The 19498-nt window shown below is 73.6% G+C and carries 15 protein-coding genes; 14 read left to right on the top strand and 1 reads right to left on the bottom strand.

The window, feature by feature from the left end; genetic code table 11:
* Positions 1-8: 8 nt before the first annotated feature.
* Entirely contained in the window at positions 9-3362 is a 3354-nt protein-coding gene (locus OHA17_RS20710) for an AfsR/SARP family transcriptional regulator (RefSeq protein WP_406507818.1), read from the bottom strand.
* 294 nt (positions 3363-3656) lie between these two features.
* On the opposite strand from OHA17_RS20710, the gene OHA17_RS20705 reads away from it, so the two are divergent.
* The 14 genes from OHA17_RS20705 to OHA17_RS20640 all read left to right on the top strand — a co-directional run bounded on the left by OHA17_RS20705 (position 3657) and on the right by OHA17_RS20640 (position 19463).
* The gene (locus OHA17_RS20705; RefSeq protein WP_406507817.1) at positions 3657-5096 is read left to right on the top strand and encodes a hypothetical protein; all 1440 of its coding nucleotides are present in this window, start codon (positions 3657-3659) and stop codon (positions 5094-5096) included.
* Between the two features lie 174 nt (positions 5097-5270).
* Entirely contained in the window at positions 5271-5426 is a 156-nt protein-coding gene (locus OHA17_RS20700) for a hypothetical protein (protein ID WP_159047681.1), read from the top strand.
* Between the two features lie 323 nt (positions 5427-5749).
* Complete coding sequence (locus OHA17_RS20695; RefSeq protein WP_406507816.1) at positions 5750-7330, top strand: phage tail sheath family protein; 1581 nt, start codon at positions 5750-5752, stop codon at positions 7328-7330.
* A gap of 60 nt (positions 7331-7390) precedes the next feature.
* Positions 7391-7834 carry a phage tail protein gene (locus OHA17_RS20690; protein WP_406507815.1) on the top strand — a complete coding sequence of 148 codons (444 nt, stop codon included), beginning with the start codon at positions 7391-7393 and terminating at the stop codon, positions 7832-7834.
* Positions 7834-8277, top strand: coding sequence for a hypothetical protein (locus OHA17_RS20685; protein WP_398874556.1), 444 nt, complete (start codon positions 7834-7836; stop codon positions 8275-8277). The genes OHA17_RS20690 and OHA17_RS20685 overlap by 1 nt, the downstream gene beginning before the upstream one ends.
* A complete protein-coding gene (locus tag OHA17_RS20680) occupies positions 8274-8432 on the top strand; it encodes a DUF6760 family protein (RefSeq protein ID WP_162952566.1) in 159 nt (52 codons plus the stop codon). The genes OHA17_RS20685 and OHA17_RS20680 overlap by 4 nt, the downstream gene beginning before the upstream one ends.
* 2532 nt (positions 8433-10964) lie before the next feature.
* Positions 10965-12056 (top strand): hypothetical protein, encoded by a 1092-nt coding sequence (locus tag OHA17_RS20675; protein WP_406507814.1) that lies wholly within the window; start codon positions 10965-10967, stop codon positions 12054-12056.
* Positions 12057-12116: 60 nt separating this feature from the next.
* Positions 12117-12554, top strand: coding sequence for a phage tail protein (locus OHA17_RS20670; RefSeq protein WP_053724988.1), 438 nt, complete (start codon positions 12117-12119; stop codon positions 12552-12554).
* Between the two features lie 2 nt (positions 12555-12556).
* On the top strand, positions 12557-13279 hold the full coding sequence (locus OHA17_RS20665) for a LysM peptidoglycan-binding domain-containing protein (RefSeq protein ID WP_398874552.1): 723 nt from the start codon (positions 12557-12559) through the stop codon (positions 13277-13279).
* Positions 13276-15204 (top strand): VgrG-related protein, encoded by a 1929-nt coding sequence (locus OHA17_RS20660; protein WP_406507813.1) that lies wholly within the window; start codon positions 13276-13278, stop codon positions 15202-15204. The genes OHA17_RS20665 and OHA17_RS20660 overlap by 4 nt, the downstream gene beginning before the upstream one ends.
* A 10-nt stretch (positions 15205-15214) precedes the next feature.
* The gene (locus tag OHA17_RS20655) at positions 15215-15655 is read left to right on the top strand and encodes a GPW/gp25 family protein (RefSeq protein ID WP_053724991.1); all 441 of its coding nucleotides are present in this window, start codon (positions 15215-15217) and stop codon (positions 15653-15655) included.
* The gene (locus OHA17_RS20650) at positions 15655-17601 is read left to right on the top strand and encodes a putative baseplate assembly protein (RefSeq protein WP_406507812.1); all 1947 of its coding nucleotides are present in this window, start codon (positions 15655-15657) and stop codon (positions 17599-17601) included. Before OHA17_RS20655 ends, OHA17_RS20650 begins: the two co-directional genes overlap by 1 nt.
* Positions 17598-18164, top strand: a complete 567-nt coding sequence (locus OHA17_RS20645; protein ID WP_406507811.1) for a phage tail protein — start codon at positions 17598-17600, stop codon at positions 18162-18164. Before OHA17_RS20650 ends, OHA17_RS20645 begins: the two co-directional genes overlap by 4 nt.
* Before the next feature lie 570 nt (positions 18165-18734).
* On the top strand, positions 18735-19463 hold the full coding sequence (locus OHA17_RS20640) for an NADase-type glycan-binding domain-containing protein (protein ID WP_406507810.1): 729 nt from the start codon (positions 18735-18737) through the stop codon (positions 19461-19463).
* Positions 19464-19498: the final 35 nt, after the last annotated feature.

Genomic DNA, 19498 nt, shown 5'->3' with positions numbered 1-19498 from the left:
GCGCCGGGCTACCCCCTGCCCAAAAGGCTCTGGCAGAGGGCAGCCCTGGCTGCACTCGGAGCCCCCTCGGCCGGGCTGTCCGGCGGGCCGGTCGGCTGCCTCGCCGCCGTGGGCGCGGTCCACAGGAGCGACGTCAGCTCGTCGGCCTCCGCCGCGCCGCGCGCGCTGAGCAGCCGGTGCGCGGTGCGCAGCGAGGCCAGCGCGGAGAGCGCCGGTGTCTCGCCGAGCGTGAGCAGCGCCCGGCCGCGTGCCGCGAGCGCGAGGCCGCGGCAGAACGGGTCGCCGAGGTCGCCCTCGATGGACAGCGCCTGCGTCGCACAGGCCGCGGCCTCCCCAGGCCGCTCCCGGGCCAGCGCGCAGTGCGCGAGCCGCGCCCAGGCGAGCGCCTCCCAGCGCAGGTCGCCGACCCACTGGTGGTGCTGGCGCGACTCCCGCAGATGGGCTGCGGCCCGTACCGGACGGCCGCCCGCGAGCAGTGCGCAGCCGATCTGGTACAGCACATGCCCGAGCGTACCCCGGTCGCCCAACTCCCTTGCGGTGCGCAGTACTTCATCGGCCGCTGACTCGGCGCGCTCCTTGTGGCCGAGCAGCATGTGGGCGCGTACGACATGGGCGAGGACGCGCACCGCGTCGCCCCGGCTCTCCAGCTCGACGAAGCGCGCGTACGCCTGCTCGAACAGGGGCAGCGCCTCGGCGGGGCGGCCCATCGCGGCCAGGATCATGGCGAGTTCGTGCGCGGCCTCCGACTCGGTGAGCGGATCGCTCGCAAGCGCCGCGAACCGCAGGGCCTGGCGCAGGGTGCGTTCGATGCGCCGGTAGGTGTCGGCGCCCTGCTGCGGCACGGCGGCGATCAGGCGCAGCGCGCGGCCCGCCGAGCGGGAGTCGCCGTGGCAGTGCGCCACGGACAGGGCGAGGCGGGCCGGGCCGCCCAGTTCGCGGCGCCGCGCGGTGCCGAGGACGAGGTGGGCCCAGCCGGTCAGGAGGTCGACGGCGGGCCGCACCGCCGCCGCCCCCAGGTCCTCCCAGGGGCCCTTGCCGAGCGCCTGCTCGGCGGTGGCCCGGATCAGCTGGTGCGACTCCTGGAGCCAGGCCCGGGCCGCCTCGGCGTCCGCCGGCCGGTACCCGGGCGCCTGCGGCGCGTACAGCAGATCGGGGACGCCGCTGAGCGGGCGCAGCCGGCGGATGGCGTTGCGGACGGTGGCCAGGACGTGGTCGAGCAGCCTGCGCTGGGCGGCGGGCCGCTCGGCCGCGTCCGGCGAGTCGTCGAGGACGCGGCGGGCGAAGATCCGTACGAGGTCGTGGAAGCGGTAGCGGTCGACTCCGCAGGCCTCGATGAGACCGGCGTCGACCAGTGCCTCCAGGGCGTCCTCGGCCGTGTACTCGTCGACGCCGAGCAGCGCGGCCGCGGTGGCCCGGCCGAAGACGGGCACGGCGGCGGCCGACGCCAGGCGGAAGGCGCGGGCGGCGGCCGCGTCCAGTCCTTCGTAGCTGAGCCGGAAGGCGGCGTCCACGCCGAGGCCGTCGGCCTCCAGCTCGTCCAGGCGGTGCCGCTCGTCGCGCAGCCGGGCCGTCAGGTCGGCCAGGGCCCAGTCGGAGCGGGCGGTGAGGCGGGCGGCGGCGATGCGCACGGCGAGCGGCAACCGGCCGCAAGAGGCGACGAGTTGGCGGGCCGCTTCCGGCTCGGCCTGTACGCGCTCGCCGCCCACGATCGTCTCCAGCATGGCCAGCGCGTCCTGCTCGGTCATCGCCTCCACGTCGAGGAGGCGGGCTCCGGGGAGGCCGACGATGCGGGTGCGGCTGGTGACCAGGACCGCGCTGCCCGGGGTGCCGGGGAGGAGGGGGCGAATCTGGGCGGTGTCGTGGGCGTTGTCCAGGAGGACGAGTACGCGCTTGCCCGCGAGCAGGGAGCGGTAGAGCGCTCCGCGCTGGCCGGCGTCGTCGGGGATCGCGCCCTCGGGTACGCCCATCGCTCGGAGCAAGTGGGTCAGGACGTCCGCGCTGTCCGCGGGGTCCGGGTCGTTGCCGCGGAGGTCCGCGTAGAGCTGGCCGTCGGGGAAGGCTCTGCGGGTGCGGTGGGCGGCGGTTATGGCCAGGGCGGTTTTGCCCGCGCCGCCCAGGCCGGTGAGGACGGCCACGCCCATGGCCTGGGCTTCCCCGGCCTCCCGCAGGAGGGTGGTCAGCTCCTTCAGCGGGGCTGCTCTTCCTGTGAAGTCGCCTATGGGGGGCGGGAGTTGGGCGGGGCGAGTGCGGGTGGCCGGGCGCTCGGGGGTGGGCGGGGTGCCCCGTTGCGCGGGGTCGGTTGCGAGGGTCGACTGCGGCGGGGTGGGGGCGGTGAGCGGGGTTCCGGCGGGCGGGGTTCGCTGTGCCCACCCTTCCCCGAGGTCTCGGCTTCGCTCGACCAGGGGAGACCCCAATCGCCCTGCGGAACGACTGCCCACAGCGTGGAGGGAAGCGGAACGGTTGTCCGCAGCGGGACGCGAGGCGGGTACCACCGGCAGGGGCTTCTGCGCTGCCCGACGAGGTTCCTCAACCGGCCGGGACTCCTGCATAGGCCGGGTAAGCAACCTCGTGTGCAGGGCTGTCAGTTCGGGGCCCGGGGGGACGCCCAGTTCTGTGTCCAGGGTTCGGCGGGTGGTCTCGTAGACCGCGAACGCGTCTGCCTGGCGGCCCGCTCTGTGGAGGGCCAGCATCAGCAGGGCCTGGGTTCGTTCGCGTAGGGGGTGTTCCGCCGCGAAGGCCCGGAGCGAGGCGATCGTCGCCACGTGGCGGTCCAGGGCGAGGGCGCCGTGGAAGTGGTCCTCCCGGGCGGACAGCCACAGTTCGGTGAGGCGGTCGCGCTCGCGCTCTGCGTGCGGGCCGGGCAGGCCCGCGAGGGGGGTGCCGCCCCACAGGGCGAGCGCGCCGGTCAGTTCGCGGTGGGCGGCCGCGGTGTCGCCCGCGCCGCGCAGCCGGGCGCCCTCGGCCAGGCGCGCCTCGAAGACGGCGGTGTCGAGCGCGCTGGACGGCACCCGCAGGGCGTATCCGTCGTCGGCCGACACCAGGAGCCTGGCCGGGGTGCGGGCGGGGCGGGACGGTTCAAGCAGGGTGCGCAGCCGCGACACGTACGTGCGCAGGGTGCCGACCCCGCGCGGGGGCAGCCGTTCGCCCCAGATCGCGTCGAGGAGCTCCGGCATGGACACGGGCCGGCCCGCGCGAAGGAGCAGCACGGCGAGCAGGGCCCGCTGCTGGGGCGGTCCGAGCCGCAGGGGCCGGCCGCCGAGGTCGCCCTCGACGGGCCCGAGCATCCGGAACCGCAGCCCAGTCGCCGTGCCGCCTATGCCGCCGGTTGTGCCACCGTCGCCCGTTCCGCCGGATTCCGTCACGCGCCGCCGCCTCTTCCTCTCAACTCGCCCGGCCGATTCGTCCCCCGACGATTGCCCTTCCGGCCCACTGGATCTTGTTCTTCCGGTCCACCGAAACGCTACGCCAGGGCCTCCGACCGGCCCGCATCACCATATGTATCGCACAAGGAGTTGGCTTGAACTGGCCCCTGTATCCCGTGGGTAACCGGTCGAAAGGGCACCCTCCCTGCCCCCAAGACGGGCCTTGCGCCTCCTGCGTTCCGTATCGGAGGCGTCAAGAATCGCGAGCCGGCGAACGAGGGGAGTGCACCTATCGTGCGGGTCACGCAGGAACAGCAGGCCGAGCGACGCCCGGGTGCCCCGGCGGCCGGCTCGACGCGGCGCGAATCCGCACTCGCCCGGCTCCACCGCACCGCCGGGAACGCTGCGGTGGCCCAGCTGTTCGCTCCGGCCGCCGAACGAGACCGGGAGGCCGCGTCCGTCCAGCGGATCACCGACCGGGCCGGCGGCACGTACGACGCGACGCCCCAACCCGGCGAGCGCGGGCCGTACTTCGTCTCGCAGGGCCCCGAACCGGTGGTCGCGAGGGGCGGCGGCGGTGAACCGCGCGACATCCGGGAGCGGCTGCGCTACGAGCTCTCCGAGGTCGGCCCCGCCAACGCCCCGCTCCGGGTGGCCGACGACGGCACGCTCGCCGTGCACGGGGTGGACGAACCCAAGGAGTTCTACGCGGTGCAGGCCGTCGTCGACACCGCCAACACGGCGCTGCGCGCGGTCGGCAGCACCGTCGAGCTGGTCACCGGGGGCCGCAGCATCGGCGTCGGCGCGCACCGGCTGCTCCGCGTCCAGCCCACCGTCGTCAAGGACGCCACGCCCGCGAGCCAACTGGGGCCGTTCGTCTCGCTGTTGCGCTCCACCTGCATCTCGGTGGCGTGCTCCCTGATCGGCTCCGAGCACTCGAAGCGGGCCCAGGCAGTACTCGGCGGGGGCGCCGGGGGCTTCCTGCTCACCCCCAACTCCGACAGCGACGCCCGCGCGAACCGCCTTGCGGGCGCGGTCGCGCAGGACACCGCCAACACCCTCGGCGTCGACGGCGCGGTCACCGCCGCCCGGGGCGAGACGGCCCCGCTCCAGGACCTCGGCCGCAGCTACGGCGAGGCCACCCGCGGCGGCGGCCGGGATGCCACCGAGGCCCGCCTCGGCATCAACAAGTACGCGTCCCCCGGCCCCGGCGAGGGCTTCGGGATCTTCAGCATGCTGGCCGAGGACGGCCGCGACCACTCGGTGTCGCCCGCCGTGGACCGCGGCGAGAACGTCTGGGGCTACCACTTCGCGGCGGTCGTCGCACGCTCCCTCGACGGCACCTGCCAGGTGACCCTGGAGAACTACGCGCGCAACGAGTTCGACGCCAAGGCCCGCTCGGAGCTGTACGAGCTCCTCTACGAGCGGGCCAAGAAGGAGAGCGGCTGGTTCAGCCGGCTCAAGCCGCTCCTGGAGAGCGACGACCAGCAGGCCTTCAAGACGAAGTTCGACGACGTGCTGGCCGCCCTGGTCAAGGACCCCGCCGTCAAGAGGAACAGGGGCCTGCCGCGCATCCAGCTGCAGAACGACTTCGAGGACCACACCTGCCGCTCCTGGTTCTTCCGCGTCTACGGCGGCGGCCCCGGCGAGAGCTTCCACGAGCAGCAGGCGGCCTCGGGCTACTTCAACAACCCCATGACGCTGCGGGTCGGCCGCCCGCCGGCCGGGCCCTGAGGACCACCCGTTCGTAGGAGCTGTCGGGGTCGGCCGGGATTTGGAGACCCGCGCCCACTGTTCAGGCCGCACGTCGGGGGAGCACGCTGCTGGGAGTACGGACAGCTACTGCACCATCACGGACCGGGGCGACGTGGACGGGAGTCGGCATTACGTGCCTAGGGGGTGCGCGCCATGGGTGACAGCAGTGCGGAACAGCAGGCGGCCGAGGACGCCCGGCGGAGGGAGGAACTGTTGGAGAAGGTGCGCGAGGCGAACCGGCTGAGCACCGGCCGGCCCTGCCCGCCGCCGGGATCGGTCCCGCTCTCCGAGGACGAGGACGACGCCTGACCCGTCCCCTTCCGGACCTTCCGCGTTCGGGCCCCGGGCCCGGGTACGGCGCCTGCCGTACCCGATCCGGCCGGGAGATCCCGCGCCGATGACCGGAAGGGCACCTTGCGCTGCCCTCGTCCACGCACCTTCTCCCCTCCCCGCGCGGGCCCCGCCGCGCGAGGCTTGAGGGGTAATTGGCCGGTAGCAGCGTTTCGGGGGGCGGGACAACCGCGTGCAGCTCGGATTCGGAGTGAGCCGTCCGCCCCGCGCTCAGCTGGGCCCCAAAGTCTTCGGGCGCTGGCCCGCACCCTCCGTACCCCAGTAACAAGGAGCAGCTTCCCGTGCCCAACTACCTGTCCCCCGGCGTCTACGTCGAGGAAGTCGCCAGCGGATCCCGCCCCATCGAAGGGGTCGGCACCTCGGTGGCCGCCTTCGTCGGGCTCGCGCCCGTGGGGCCGCTGAACGAGCCGACGCTGGTGACGAACTGGTCCCAGTACGTCGCCGAGTTCGGCGAGTTCACGGACGGGTACTACCTGGCGCACTCCGTCTACGGCTTCTTCAACAACGGCGGTACGGCCGCCTACGTCGTGCGCGTCGGCGGCTCCGAGAACGGCGCCGGGCAGGCCGCCCCGCAGGCCGCGGCCGCCGCCGCGCCGCAGGCGATCACCGCCGGTGAGGCCGTGGCGCTCGGCACGTTCAAGGTCTCCGCGATCACGGCGGGCGCCACCGGCGGCGCGCTGACCGTCGAGGTGCAGGACGCCGACGAGAAGGACGCGGACCGCTTCAAGCTGGTCGTCAAGGACGGCGACACCGTCGTCGAGAACTTCGACGTCAGCGCGAAGAAGTCGGCGCGCAACTTCGTCGTCACGCAGGTCAAGCAGCGCTCCAAGACGATCACCGTCGAGGAGGCCGTGGCCGGTGGCCAGCTGGCCAAGCCGGACGCGCAGGCCGTCACCCTGGCCCCGCCGGCCGCCGCGCCCGCCCCCGCCGCGACCGGTGGCGCCCTCGCCCGGGTCGAGTCCGGCCAGTTCATCGGCGACTCCGCCGACCGCACCGGCTTCGGCGGCCTGGAGGCCCTCGACGAGATCAACATGGTCGCGGTGCCCGACCTGATGGCCGCCTACCAGCAGGGCCTGATCGACCTGGAGCAGGTCAAGGCCGTCCAGCTGGGCCTGGTCGCGCACTGCGAGCTGATGGGCGACCGGATGGCCATCCTCGACCCGCCGCCCGGGCTCAACGCCCGCGACATCCGCAAGTGGCGGATGGAGGGCGCCGGTTACGACTCCCGGTACGCCGCCCTCTACTACCCGTGGATCAAGTCCTTCGACCCCTCCACCGGCCAGACCAAGATCGTGCCGCCGTCCGGGCACATGGCCGGCATCTGGGCCCGCAACGACGCCGAGCGCGGCGTCCACAAGGCTCCCGCGAACGAGATCGTGCGCGGCGCCGTCGACCTGGAACTCCAGATCACCCGCGGCGAGCAGGACCTCCTGAACCCGGTCGGCGTCAACTGCATCCGCGCCTTCCCGGGCCGCGGCATCCGCGTCTGGGGCGCCCGCACGCTGGCCTCCGACCCGGCCTGGCGCTACCTGAACGTGCGCCGGTACTTCAACTACCTGGAAGAGTCGATCCTGATCGGCACCCAGTGGGTCGTGTTCGAGCCGAACGACCAGGCGCTGTGGGCCCGGATCCGCCGCAACATCTCCGCCTTCCTGGTCAACGAGTGGCGCAACGGCGCCCTGTTCGGCCAGCGCCCCGAGGACGCCTTCTACGTGAAGTGCGACGAGGAGACCAACCCGGTGGAGTCGGTCGACCTCGGCCGCGTGGTCTGCGAGATCGGCATCGCACCCGTCAAGCCCGCCGAGTTCGTCGTGTTCCGGCTCGCCCAGTTCTCGGGCGGCGGCGGCGAGCTGGAGGAGTAGCAGATCTGCTCCAACTCGCGTACGTACCCGCCGTTTCCGCACGAACAGGAGTAACCCAGCATGTCGCTTCAGCCCGGTGATGCGCTCACCACACACAACTTCGGCCTGCAGATCGACGGCATCATGGTCGAGTACCTGCAGGAGGTCAGCAGCCTCTCCATGGAGCAGGACGTCATCGAGTACCAGCAGGTCTCGGCCGACGGCAAGCCGGTCATCAAGAAGCTGCCCGGCGTCAAGAAGGCCGGTGAGTGCACGGTGACCCGCGGCGCCACGCAGTCCGCCACGTTCTCCGAGTGGATCAAGCAGTCCATCGACGGGAACATGGGCTCGGCCCGCAAGAACGCCTCCATCATCATGATGGACTACATGGACAACCCGGTGAAGCGCTACCACCTGCGCAACGCCTGGTGCAACAAGGTCGAGATCAGCTCGGTCAAGGCCGGCGACGCCCAGGCCATGACCGAGCAGGTCTCCATCACCTTCGAAGAGCTGGTCATCGAGTAATGCGCCGCGAAGGTCCTGGAATTGCCGGCGCGCCCGGGGTGGACACCCCGGCCGCGTCCGGCGCGCGGGAGACCCTGCGCACCGAGTTCGAGTTCGAGCTGCCGCGCGGGTACGTCGACGAGTCGGGCACCGTGCACCGGCGCGGCGCGATGCGGCTCGCCACGGCCCGCGACGAGCTGGTCCCGCTGCGGGACGTACGGGTTCGCGAGAACCCGGCGTACCTGTCGGTGGTCCTGCTCGGCCGGGTCATCACCCGGCTCGGCACGCTCGGTGACGTCCACGACGGCACGGTGGAGAACATGTTCGCCTCCGACCTGGCCTTCCTCCAGGACTTCTACCGGCAGATCAACGCCGAGGGCCACACCCGTGCGGCCGTGGCCTGCCCGCACTGCGAGCAGTCCTTCGAGGTCGAGCTGGCCGGGAGCCGCCTGGGGGAATCGTGACGTACGCGGCCGACCGGATCGAGGAGGAGACCGCGTACCTGGCCTACCACTTCCACTGGGACATGGACTCCATCCTCGACCTGGAGCATGCGGACCGGCGGGCGTACGTACGGCGGGTGGCGGCACTGGTGGAACAAGGCGAAGGGGAGCGGTGACGGGGGATGGGCCTGTTCAAGCGCCGGCGTAACCGGCCGGCGGGAAGCGAAGGGGTTTCGGCCCCCGCCCCCGCGACCCCTGAGCCCTCCCCCACCCCCGCCCGGGGCGACGGGGGCTGGGCCGCCGCGCCCCCGATGCAGCGCGCCCTGACCGCCCCCCGCCTCACGGCGGAGCGGTCCTTCGGCGCCACCCTGGCCGCCCACCAGGACCTCTCGGTGGTCCGCCCCCTGACCCACGCGGTCTCCCCGACGGCCCCGCACGGAGTCCTCCACAACGCGCTGACCCCGGTGACGGGTTCACCGTCACCCCTTCCGCTTCCGCTGCTGCGGCTGCCGGTGGCGGGGAGGGTTCCGGCGGCGGGCGCGGAGGACGCGGGTTCCGCGTCGGCTCCGCCCCCGCTTCAGAGGTCGGCTTCTGCGTCACCCCCGGCTCCGGCTCCGGCTCCGGCTCAAGGGTCGGCTTCTGCATCGGCCCCGGCTGCGGCTCAGGGGTCGGCTTCTGCATCGGCCCCGGCTGCGGCTCAGGGGTCGGCTTCTGCATCGGCTGCGCGTCCGGTGCAGCGAGCGGCGTCTGCATCGAGCCCAGCCGCGGCCCCGGCGCAGCGAGCGGCCTCCGCATCGGCCCCCGCCGCAGTTCAGCCGTCGGGGTCTGCGTCGACCCCGGCCGCGGCTCCGGTGCAGCGAGCGGCTTCTGCGCCGACCTCGCCTGCGGCTCCGGCACAGCGGGCGGCTGCTCCTGCGAGCGGGCCGGGTACGGTACCGGAGGCAGCTGGCCCAGCTCCGGCAGGATCAACTCCCGCCGTGCAGCGGGCAGTTAGGCATACGACGAGCCCGGCTGCGCCTGGCGCTGCGCCGACTGTGGCCCCAGTGCAGCGGGCGGCCTCCGCATCGGCCCCCGCCCCGGTTCGGCCGTCGGCGTCTGCGTCGACCCCGGCTGCGGGTCCAGTACAGCGGGCGACTGCTCCCGCGAGCGGGCCGGGTACGACGCCGGGGGCGTCTGGCCCGACTCCGGCTAAGTCAACTCCCGCTGTGCAGCGGGTAGTTAAGCCTGCGACGAGCCCGGCTGCACCCGGGGCCACTCCGGCTGCGCAGAAGGCTGCCAAGCCGGCGGCCGGCTCGGGGAACAACCCGGGCGCGGCTCCGGGACCGGCTGCCGCGTCTCCTGCGAGTGCCGCTCCCGCCGTGCAGCGTGCCGCCACGCCTCCGCGCGCGTCGGCGGACAACGCCGCTGCGACTCCGCGTCCCGCTGTCTCCGGCTCAACTGACGCTGCCCAGAGGGCAGTTACGCCCGCTTCTGGTTCAGCGCCGACGGGCTCGGCGACGCCGAGTGCGCCTCCCGCCGTGCAGCGTGCCACCAAGCCTGCGGCCGGTTCCGGGCCGGCGAGCCCGTCTGCCCCCAGTGCGGCCCGCCCCGTGCAGTCGGCACGACCCCGCCAGACCCCACCCCCGTTGCGGGCAGATGTTCCGCAGGGCGATTGGGGTCTCCCCCGGTCGAGCGAAGCCGAGACCTTGGGGAAGGGTGGGCACGACGAAACCCGCTCGCCGGAACCCGCTCCCTCGCCTGCACCCGGCTCGACTCCTGCCGTGCAGCGAGCAGTTAAGCCTGCGGCTGGTTCGATGCCGCCAAGCCCGGCTGCCCCGAGTGCGGCACCCGCAGCACCTGCAACCCCTGTACAGCGCGCAACCGCGGCCGAGCCCACCGCACCCCCCGCCATGCCCGTGCGCAGCACCACAAGCACCCCGGGTGCAACGCCGAGTCCGGCAACCTCGGGTACGCCCGCGCCGACCCCCGCCGTGCAGCGAGCGGTCGCGCCCAAGCACCCCACAACCAACAACCCCGCCATGGCACCGGCACCGGCCAGCAAGGCCACCCCCGACACAACCGCCCCCGCGCAGAGGGCAGTTGTGCCAGTGAACCCGCCCGAGTCCGAGGCGCCTCCCGCCATGCCCGTACGCGGCGAAACACCCAAGCCCGGCCGGGCAACGGCAACCCCGCCCAGCCCGTCGGCGACGGACAGCCCCGGCACCGCCCCCACGCCCCCGGTACAGCGAGCCACGCCCACCCCGGCGGCGCCCTCGGCCCCCGCCGCCCCGACGCGCCCTCGCCCGGACAAGCCCGTCCCGGCCACCCCCATCGGCCCCCCGATCCAGCGCGCCGCCAACAGCCCCGCCCCGATCGCCCCCGGCGTCCGGCAGGCACCCCCGGCGGTGCGGTCTTCCGCTCAGGCCCAACCCGTCGTGCAGCGGGCTGCCGTGCCTTCGCGCGAGGCGGTGGAGCAGTCCCGTACGACGGCCGGTCCGGTCTCAACTCCCGCCACGCAGCGGGCCGTTGGCTCTCCGGGTGCCCCGGCGGGCAACCCCGCCCAGGGCGCGCCCGGGGCGACTCGGGGTGTCGCCGTACCCCCGTCCGGCCCGACGGGACCCCGCTCGGCGGAAACCCCCTTTACCGCAGCCGGGCCAACTCCCTTGGTACAGCGGGTAGTTACGGCCACGCCGAGCCGCCCCGGCCCGGCAGCGGCACCCCGGAACCCCATGCCGGTTCAGCGTGCGGCGACCGCGCCCGCCCAGCGTTCGCTCACCTCCGCGCCCCGCCCGGTGCGGCCCTCCCACCACCTCGACCCCGTCGGCGTGGTGCGGCCCGCCGCGAAGGCGCCCGCACCCGCGCCCACTCCCGCCGTCGCCCCCGACGGCCCCTCCAACGTCCCCGCATCGGTTCCCCCCACCGATGCGGGGACCACGCCCCCGCCCCCGGCCGCACCCCCCGTACAGCGCAAGCCGATGGTCCGCCGGGTCAGCCGCGTCCAGAACCCGACCCCGGACACGGCCCGCCGCCGCCCCCTCATCGGCGCCCCCATCACCCCGGGCGTGACGCCGGGCGCGTCCCCGGGCATGACGCCGGGCATCGCGCCGACCCCCGCCGCACCGACCGCCGCGGCGACCACCCCCGCGCAGCCCGCCGTGCAGCGCGCCGTCACCGCCACGCCTCCCGCCGAACCGGCCGCCCCGGCAACCCCGACCGCACCGGCACCGGCGGCGCCCGCGCCCCCGCCCACCCCTCTCCGCAAGGTCCAGCTCCCCCGCCCAACTCCCTTGCAGCGCATGCCGGTTGCGGGACCTCCACTCGCCTCGGCCCGCCCCCTGACCACCCGTCACCACACTGCCCCGAGCACCCCGGCCGGCACGGTCGGCACGCCCGGCCCCGCCGCCGCACCCGCACCGCTCAAGCAGGCGGCCCCCACGGCCGGCGACACCCGACAGGTCGTCGTCCCCCTGCACCGCCCCGCGGCACCCCGCGGCATGGCGCAACCCTCCGTACAGCGGGCCGCGGAGCCGACCCCGCCGCCCGTCATTCCCGTACGGCGCAGCAGCCCGCCCCCGCCCCCGGCTCCCGCCCCGGCCGCGCAGCCCTCCGTACAACGGCAGCCCGCGCCCCCCGTGCAACGGAATGCCGCCACACAGCCCCCACCCGCCCCGGCCACCGCCCCGCAGTCGGCGACGGGGGCCGACGAACAGGCCCCCGACATCGACGCGCTGGCCCGCCGTCTGGTCGCCCCGCTCTCGCGCCTGCTCCGCGCCGAGCTGCGCGGGGACCGCGAACGGATCGGCCGCCTGCGCGACCGCTGACCCGCCACCACACGCCCGTAACCACGCCCGCACAAGCTCCTACCGACGGAAGACCACCCCATGCCCTCCACCCTTGACCCCGGCTCCACCGTCTTCTTCAAGCTGACCATCGACGGCCAGAACCTCGGCCTGTTCAACGGCTGCGACGGTCTCGCGTCCGAGGTCGAGGTGGAGCAGCGCCAGGAGGGCGGCAACAACGGGTTCGTGTGGCAGCTGCCCACCCGGGTCACGTTCTCCACGATCCGGCTGACCCGCCCGCTGACCGCCGACACCTCCAAGGTGGCGTCCTGGATCTCCTCGCTCGCCTCCGGCATCACCCGGCCGACCGCGCAGATCGCGGCGCTGCGGGCCGACGGCTCGATCGTCGCGCAGTGGGGCCTCATCGAGGTGCTTCCGGTGCGCTGGACGGGCCCGAGCCTCGACCCGGCGAGTCCGAGCGTGGCCACCGAGACGCTGGAGATCGCCCACCACGGCTTCACCGACGCAGGGGGTGCGTGAGCATGGCCGCTCCGACCGGAGGAAAGGCCGCGGGTCTGTCCCGCGCCACCCTCGCCATCCACCAGCCGCCCACCGACCTCGGTGGTGCGGTGGGCGGGCTCATGGGCGAGGTCAAGTTCCAGTTCAACCCGTCGCAGGTGCAGCTCGGCCGGTCCTCCAGCTGGGTCGTCATGCCGGCGATCGCCTACACCCGGGGCGCGCCCGCCAAGTTCACCGGCGCGCAGCCGGCGGCCCTCCAGCTGGAGGTGTTCCTCGACGCGTCGGGCACACCCAGCTCCAACACCGTGCAGAAGCAGGTCGACCTGCTGCTCTCGTGCTGCGAGGTCACCCCGCAGAGTGTGGCCTCCAAGGCGCCCTCGCCGCCGTTCGTGAAGTTCAGCTGGGGCTCCTTCTCGACCGTCGAGTTCACCGCTTACGTCACGAGCGTGAACGCCAACTACACCCTGTTCAGCCCCAACGGCATGCCGCTGCGCGCCACTTGCAACCTCTCGCTGACCGAGGTCGCGACCAACACCAAGGGCCAGAACCCGACCTCGGGCGCCCTGGAGGCCCGCCGGGTGCACCGCACGGTCGCCGGGGACACCCTGGCCTCGCTCGCCTGGCGCGAGTACGGCGACGCCACGCGCTGGCGGGTCATCGCCGAGGCCAACGAGATCGACGACCCGATGCGGCTGCGCCCCGGCACCGAGCTGCTCCTGCCCGCTTCCTCGGAGGGTGCCGCGTGAGCGAGAAGACCTTCACCACCGTCCTGCACGTCCAGATCAACGGTGCGGTGCTTCCCGACCCGCTGGCCGTGCGCCTCATCGAGGGCTGGGTCGACGCCTCCGTCAACGTGCCCTCCGCCTTCCAGCTGACCTTCAGCGACAAGGACGGCGTCGTCACCACCAAGTACCCGATGCTGAAGATCGGCGCGAAGGTGGTGCTCAGCCCGTTCACCGACAGCCGACGCGGCGACCCGATGCTGACCGGCGAGGTCACCGCCCTGGAGGTCGACGCCGAGCCCGGCACCGGCCGCCAGCTCGTCGTGCGCGGCTACGACCCCGGCCACCGGCTGCTGCGCAACCGCCGCGTCGCCGGCTACCCGAGCATGACCGCGTCCGACATCGTGCGCCGCATCGCCGGGCTCAACGGCCTCGCGCTCGGCAAGGTCGACTCGACGCCCACGGTGTACGACCTGGCGACCCAGCCCAACATCACCGACTGGGACTTCCTGTCCCGCCTGGCCGCCGAGAACGACGTCCGGCTGTCCTTCGACAACATGGGCAAGCTCAACTTCTCCGAGCTGAAGCCCGCCTCCGGCGCACCGTCCGACACGACCCCGGCGGCCCAGAGCCCGTACGTCCTCGACTTCGGCACGAACACCCTGCACAGCCGGATCGCGATGACGTCGGCCGGGCAGGTCAAGAAGGTCAACGTGCGCGGCTGGGACATGCGCACCAAGCGCCAGCTCGCCGCGCCCGCACCGGCCGTCACCAGCAAGGACATCGTCGCCGACATCACCCCGGCCACGGTGACCACGCCCTTCGGCGCGGCCGAGCTGACCGCCACCCAGATCCCGTACACCACGCTGTCCGAGGTCACCCACGCCGCGAAGGCACTGGCCGACGACGTCACCGGCGCGTTCGCCGAGCTTGAGGTCGCCGTCACCGGCAACCCCGACCTCAAGCCCGGCACCCCCATCGCCGTGAAGGGCGCGGGCTTCCCCTTCGAGGGCAAGTACACGGCCACCGGCGTCCGTCATGTCTTCGCGTCCGGCGAGCAGTACACGACGTGGCTGAACGTCTCGGGCCGCCAGTTCCGTTCGCTGTACGGGCTCGCCGCGGGCGGCACCGACCAGGCGCCCCCGATGCCGGGCGTCGCGGTCGCCCTGGTCACCAACACCAAGGACCCGCTGCGGCTCGGCCGGGTCCGGCTGCGCTTCCCGTGGCTGTCCGAGACGTACGAGAGCGACTGGTGCCGGGTCGCCCAGTTCGGCGGCAAGGGCGGCGGCGGGCTGCTCCTTCCCGACGTCAACGACGAGGTGCTCTGCGCCTTCGACCGGGGCTCCCTGGAGCACCCGTACGTCATCGCCGGGCTCTACAACGGCATCGACAAGCACACCCGCGAGCCCGACAACATCCCCGTCGTCGACCCCACCAGCGGGCAGATCAACTGGCGTTCCCTGACCGCCCGCAGCGGCCACACCGTCGAACTGCTCGAAGAGGGCGGGGCGGCCCGGCTGTCCAGCGGCATCCGGCTGCGCACCGGCAAGGGCAGGCTGCACATCCAGCTGAACGAGGCCCGCACCTCCCTCACCATCAACAGCGACGGCAGCGTCGAGATCAAGGGGACGCGCAGCGTCGACATCGAGGCGGGCGGCAACCTGTCCCTGAAGGCGGGCGGCCTGCTGAGCATGAAGGCGGGCGCCGGCATCGAGATCGACGCGGGCATGGCCGTCAACGTCAAGGCGGGCCTCGCCTTCGACGTGAAGGCCGGCGGCGAGGCGTCCGTCGTCGCGGGAGGCGCGGTGTCGCTGAACGCGGCCGGCGAGGCGGCCATCACGGCGATCGCCAACGCCAGCATCACCGCGGCCACCGTCGCCATCAGCGGAGCGGCCGCCATCGAGCTGACGTCTCCGGCCCCGCTGTCCAACGGCATGCCGATCGTCTAGGAGAGTTGAGATGAGCGAACACTTCGTCGGGGCCGGCTGGGCGTTCCCGATGCGCACCGATCCGGGCGGCGGCATCGCCCTGGCCCGGCGCGACCGCGAGATCGAGGAGTCCATGCGCCTGGTGCTCGCCACCGCGCCGGGCGAACGACCCATGCGCCCCGAGTTCGGCTGCGCGGTGCACGACCTGGTGTTCGCGCCCGTCAACGACGCCACCGCCGGGCGCATCCGCTACGAGGTGCGCACCTCGCTCGACCGCTGGGAGCCCAGGATCGAGGTCGAGGAGGTCACGGTGACCCCGGCGCCCGACGAGCCGACCGTGCTGCACATCGACGTGCGGTACTCGGTGCGCGGCACCAACAACCCGCGCAGCCTCGTCTTCCCCTTCTATGTGATTCCCTCCGAGGGCGGCGACCAGCCAGGCCCGACGGCCGGCGAAAGCGAACGACACTGATGGCCCTGCCCGCACCCCATCTCGACGACCGCCGCTTCCAGCAGTTCGTCGACGACGCCAAGCGCTACATCCAGCAGCGCTGCCCCGAGTGGAGCGACCACAACGTCTCCGACCCGGGTGTCACCCTCATCGAAGCCGTCGCGCACATGGCCGACCAGCTGGTGTACCGGCTCAACCGGGTCCCCGAGAAGAACCAGCTCGCCTTCCTCGACCTGCTCGGCGTGACCCTGTTCCCGCCGTCGGCGGCCAGAGCGGCGGTGACGTTCTGGCTGTCCGCGCCGCAGTCGGAGCCGGTCCTGCTGCCCCGGGGCACCGAGGTCGCCACCGGCCGCACCGAGACCGAAGAGGCGGTGGTCTTCGCGACCGAGGACGACCTGACGATCGTGCCCTGCAGCCTCAGTTACGTACTGCGCCAGCCCACCGGCTCCGCGCCCGAGGACTGCTCGCAGGACGTGCTCGGCGGCACCGACGTCTCGGTGTTCAGCCCGAGCCCGCTCCCCGGCGACGTGCTGCTCTTCGGCCTGTCGGCGGCCCTGCCGAACTGCACGGCCGCGGTGCGCATGGAGAGCCGCGTCGACGGTGTCGGCGTCGACCCGCGCCAGCCGCCCCTGGTGTGGGAGGCGTGGACGGCCGACGGCTGGACCGAGTGCGAGGTCGCCGAGGACAGCACGGGTGGCCTCAACCGCCCCGGCGAGGTCGTCCTGCACATGCCGGCCGCGCACGCGGTGTCCCGGATGGGCCGCCTGGACGCGGGCTGGCTGCGCTGCCGCGTCGTCGAGGCCGCCCCGGGCCAGCCGTTCTACAGCGTCTCGCCGACCGTGCGCAGCGCCTCCGCGTTCACCATCGGCGGCACCACCCGGGTCGCGCACGCCGAGGCCGTACGGGACGAGTCCCTCGGCGACTCCGAGGGCGTCCCGGGCCAGCGGCTGATGCTGGCGAACGCGCCGGTCGTCGGCGGCGTGCACCTGGAGATCTCGGCGGGCGAGGGCTGGGAGGAGTGGGAGCTGGTGGGCGACTTCGCCTCGTCCGGCCCCTTCGACCGCCACTTCACCCTGGACGCGGCGACGGGCGAGATCGCCTTCGGCCCCTCGGTACGCCAACCGGACGGCACGGTACGGCAGTTCGGCGCCGTCCCGATCAAGGGCGCGGCCATCCGCGCCTCCCGTTACGGCACCGGCGGCGGCCGCTCCGGCAACGTCGCCCGGGGTTCCATCCAGGTCCTGCGCAGCTCCATTCCGTACATCTCCCGCGTGGAGAACCGGGAGGCGGCGCGCGGCGGCGTCGACGGCGAGACCGTCGAGGAGGCCAAGACGCGGGCGCCGATCGCGCTGCGCGCCCAGGAGCGCGCGGTGACCGCCCGCGACTACGAGGAGCTGGCCCGCCGGGCCGCCCCCGAGACCGCCCGCATCGCGTGCCTGGCGGCGGACGCGGCCGAGTCGGGCGACAACGCGGTGCGCGTCCTGGTCGTGCCGCAGGCCGTACCCGACCGCGGCGGACGCCTGCGCTTCGAGCAACTGGTCCCCGGCGACGAGCTGTTGGGCCGCGTGACGACCTTCCTCGACGACCGCCGCCCGCTGGGCACCCGCCTCGCGGTGGGCCCGCCGTTCTACCAGGGCGTGACCGTAGTGGCCACCCTGCACGCGTTCCGCGCGGCCAAGGCGGACCACGTACGCGACGAGGCGTTGAACGCCCTGTACTCCTACCTGGACCCGCTGACCGGCGGCGCCCACGGCACGGGCTGGCCGTTCGGCCGCCCGCTGCGGGCGGGCGAGATCTTCGCGGCGCTGCAGCGCGTGCCGGGCGTGGAGCTGGTGGACGAGGTGCTGCTCCACCCGGCGGACCCCCTGACCGGCCGCCGGGGCGACGCGACGGACCGCATCGAACTCTCCCCCTCGGCGCTCCTCTTCCCCTTCGACCACCGCGTGCGCGTGATCGAGGCGCGATGAGCGCGCGGGGATCGGTGGAGGGGCTCGGCTCGTCGCACCCGCTGGGCGGCGAGCTGCCCGCGGTGTACGCGGACGACGACTTCGCCCAGCGTTTCGTCGAGGGCCTGGACGTGGTCCTGGCCCCGCTGTTCAACGTCCTGGACTGCCTGGAGGCGTACTTCGACCCGGCGCTGGCCCCCGAGGACTTCGTGGACTGGCTGACGGGCTGGGTCGGCACGGAGCTCGACGGCACGGAGCCGCTGGAGATCCGGCGCCATGCCGTGGCGACAGCGGTGTCCCTGCACCGGGTCCGGGGCACGGCCCAGGGCCTGTCGCGGGCGGTCCAACTGGCCTTCGGGGTACGCCCCGAGATCACCGAGAGCGGCGGGGCGACCTGGTCGGCCCGCCCGCTGGGCCCGTTCCCGGGCGCCCCGAGGTCCTCCCTCCGGGTCACTCTCCGAGTCTCCGACCCATCCTCCGTCGACCCTCACCGCCTCCAGGCGGTGGTGGCGGCGGCCCGCCCCGCCCACCTCCCTTTCACGGCCGAGGTATCCGCGAAAACCCTTACCCACGAAGGGAATTGACCTTTCATGTCCACCCCGGCCATGGTCCCCTGCCCCGACTGCGGCACCCCGGCCCGCGCCACGGGCCAATCGTTCTGCGACTCCTGCGGAGCCTTCCTCCGCTGGACCGCCCCGACGCCCCCACCAACCCCGTCAGCGGACCAGACCCCTTCGGGGGACGCGACCCCGCCCGCTTCAACCCCGTCGGGGGATGCGCCCCGGGGTGCGTCGAAGCCGTCGGGGGATGCCGCACCGAGCTCAGCACCCTCAGCTGACGCCCCCGCTGCCGGCGCATCCGCGCAGGAGGAACCCCCCGCCGCCGGAACCCCGGACACCGCGCCCGACCCCACCGCACCGGACGCGAACCCCGCCCCGGCCACGGCCCCGGAAGCCGTAACCACCCCCATCCCCGCCGTGGCGGACAACGCGAACACCCCGGGAGACACCACCCCCCTCCCCGAGGTACGGGCAACCTCAGCGGCAGACGCCGCCAGAGCCCTCCTCGTACCGGTACAGGAACCAAGCGCAACCCAGCCCCCCGAGGCCCCGGGATCAGTCCTCCCCGGCCGCCCGGAGGCAGCCCGCCCCCGGGTGAGGACGGCAACCCACACCCCCGCCCCGGAAAACGGCACGCCGTGCCCCGCCTGCGGCACCCCGAACCACCAGCACCGCAACTTCTGCCGAAGCTGCGCGACCCCGCTGACCCCGCGCCGCGAGGACAACGCGACGGGCCCGTACGCGGGCCAGCGCCCCCCGCTGCACAGGGACAGGAAGCGCTGGATAGCAAGGGCGCTGGTGGCAGCGGCAGTCGTAGCGGTCGTCGTTGGAGGGGTGATAGGTGGCCCGCCGGCGGCAAGGGCGGTCCAGGACCACTTCGCGAAGCGAGTGGCGGTGCACCCGACGGCGTGGTCGGCCTCGCACGAGGACCCACAGCACAAGGCGGGCCTGGCGGGCGACAGCTACTCCAACACGTGGTGGGGCACGGGCTACGCGGAGGACGCGGCGGGCACGTACCTGGAAGCGACGTTCGGCCAGCCGACCGACCTGCTGGCGTTGCTGATCACCCCGGGCACCTCGAAGCGCCAGGGCCAGCAGTCGGAACAGGCCCGCCCGCAGGAATTCGACCTGGTGGTGACCGACTCCAGCGGCAAGCAGCACACGTCGCACCGATCCCTCAACGACGGCGGCGTGCAGCGCGTGGACGTCCGAGTACGGGACGCGGTATCGGTCCGCATCATCCTGCGCTCGGCCTTCGGCGCAGCCAAGGACAAGCAAGTGGCAATAGCGGAGGTGGAGTTCTTCGCCCGCTCGAAGAACTGAGGCACACAGGGGTGCGGAGGAGCCCCCAGCTCCTC

Source organism: Streptomyces sp. NBC_00212 (assembly GCF_045206365.1).
In the GTDB taxonomy this organism is placed as follows: domain Bacteria; phylum Actinomycetota; class Actinomycetes; order Streptomycetales; family Streptomycetaceae; genus Streptomyces.
Note: the sequence above shows the minus strand (reverse complement) of the source record. Positions and strands in the feature narration are given on the sequence as shown.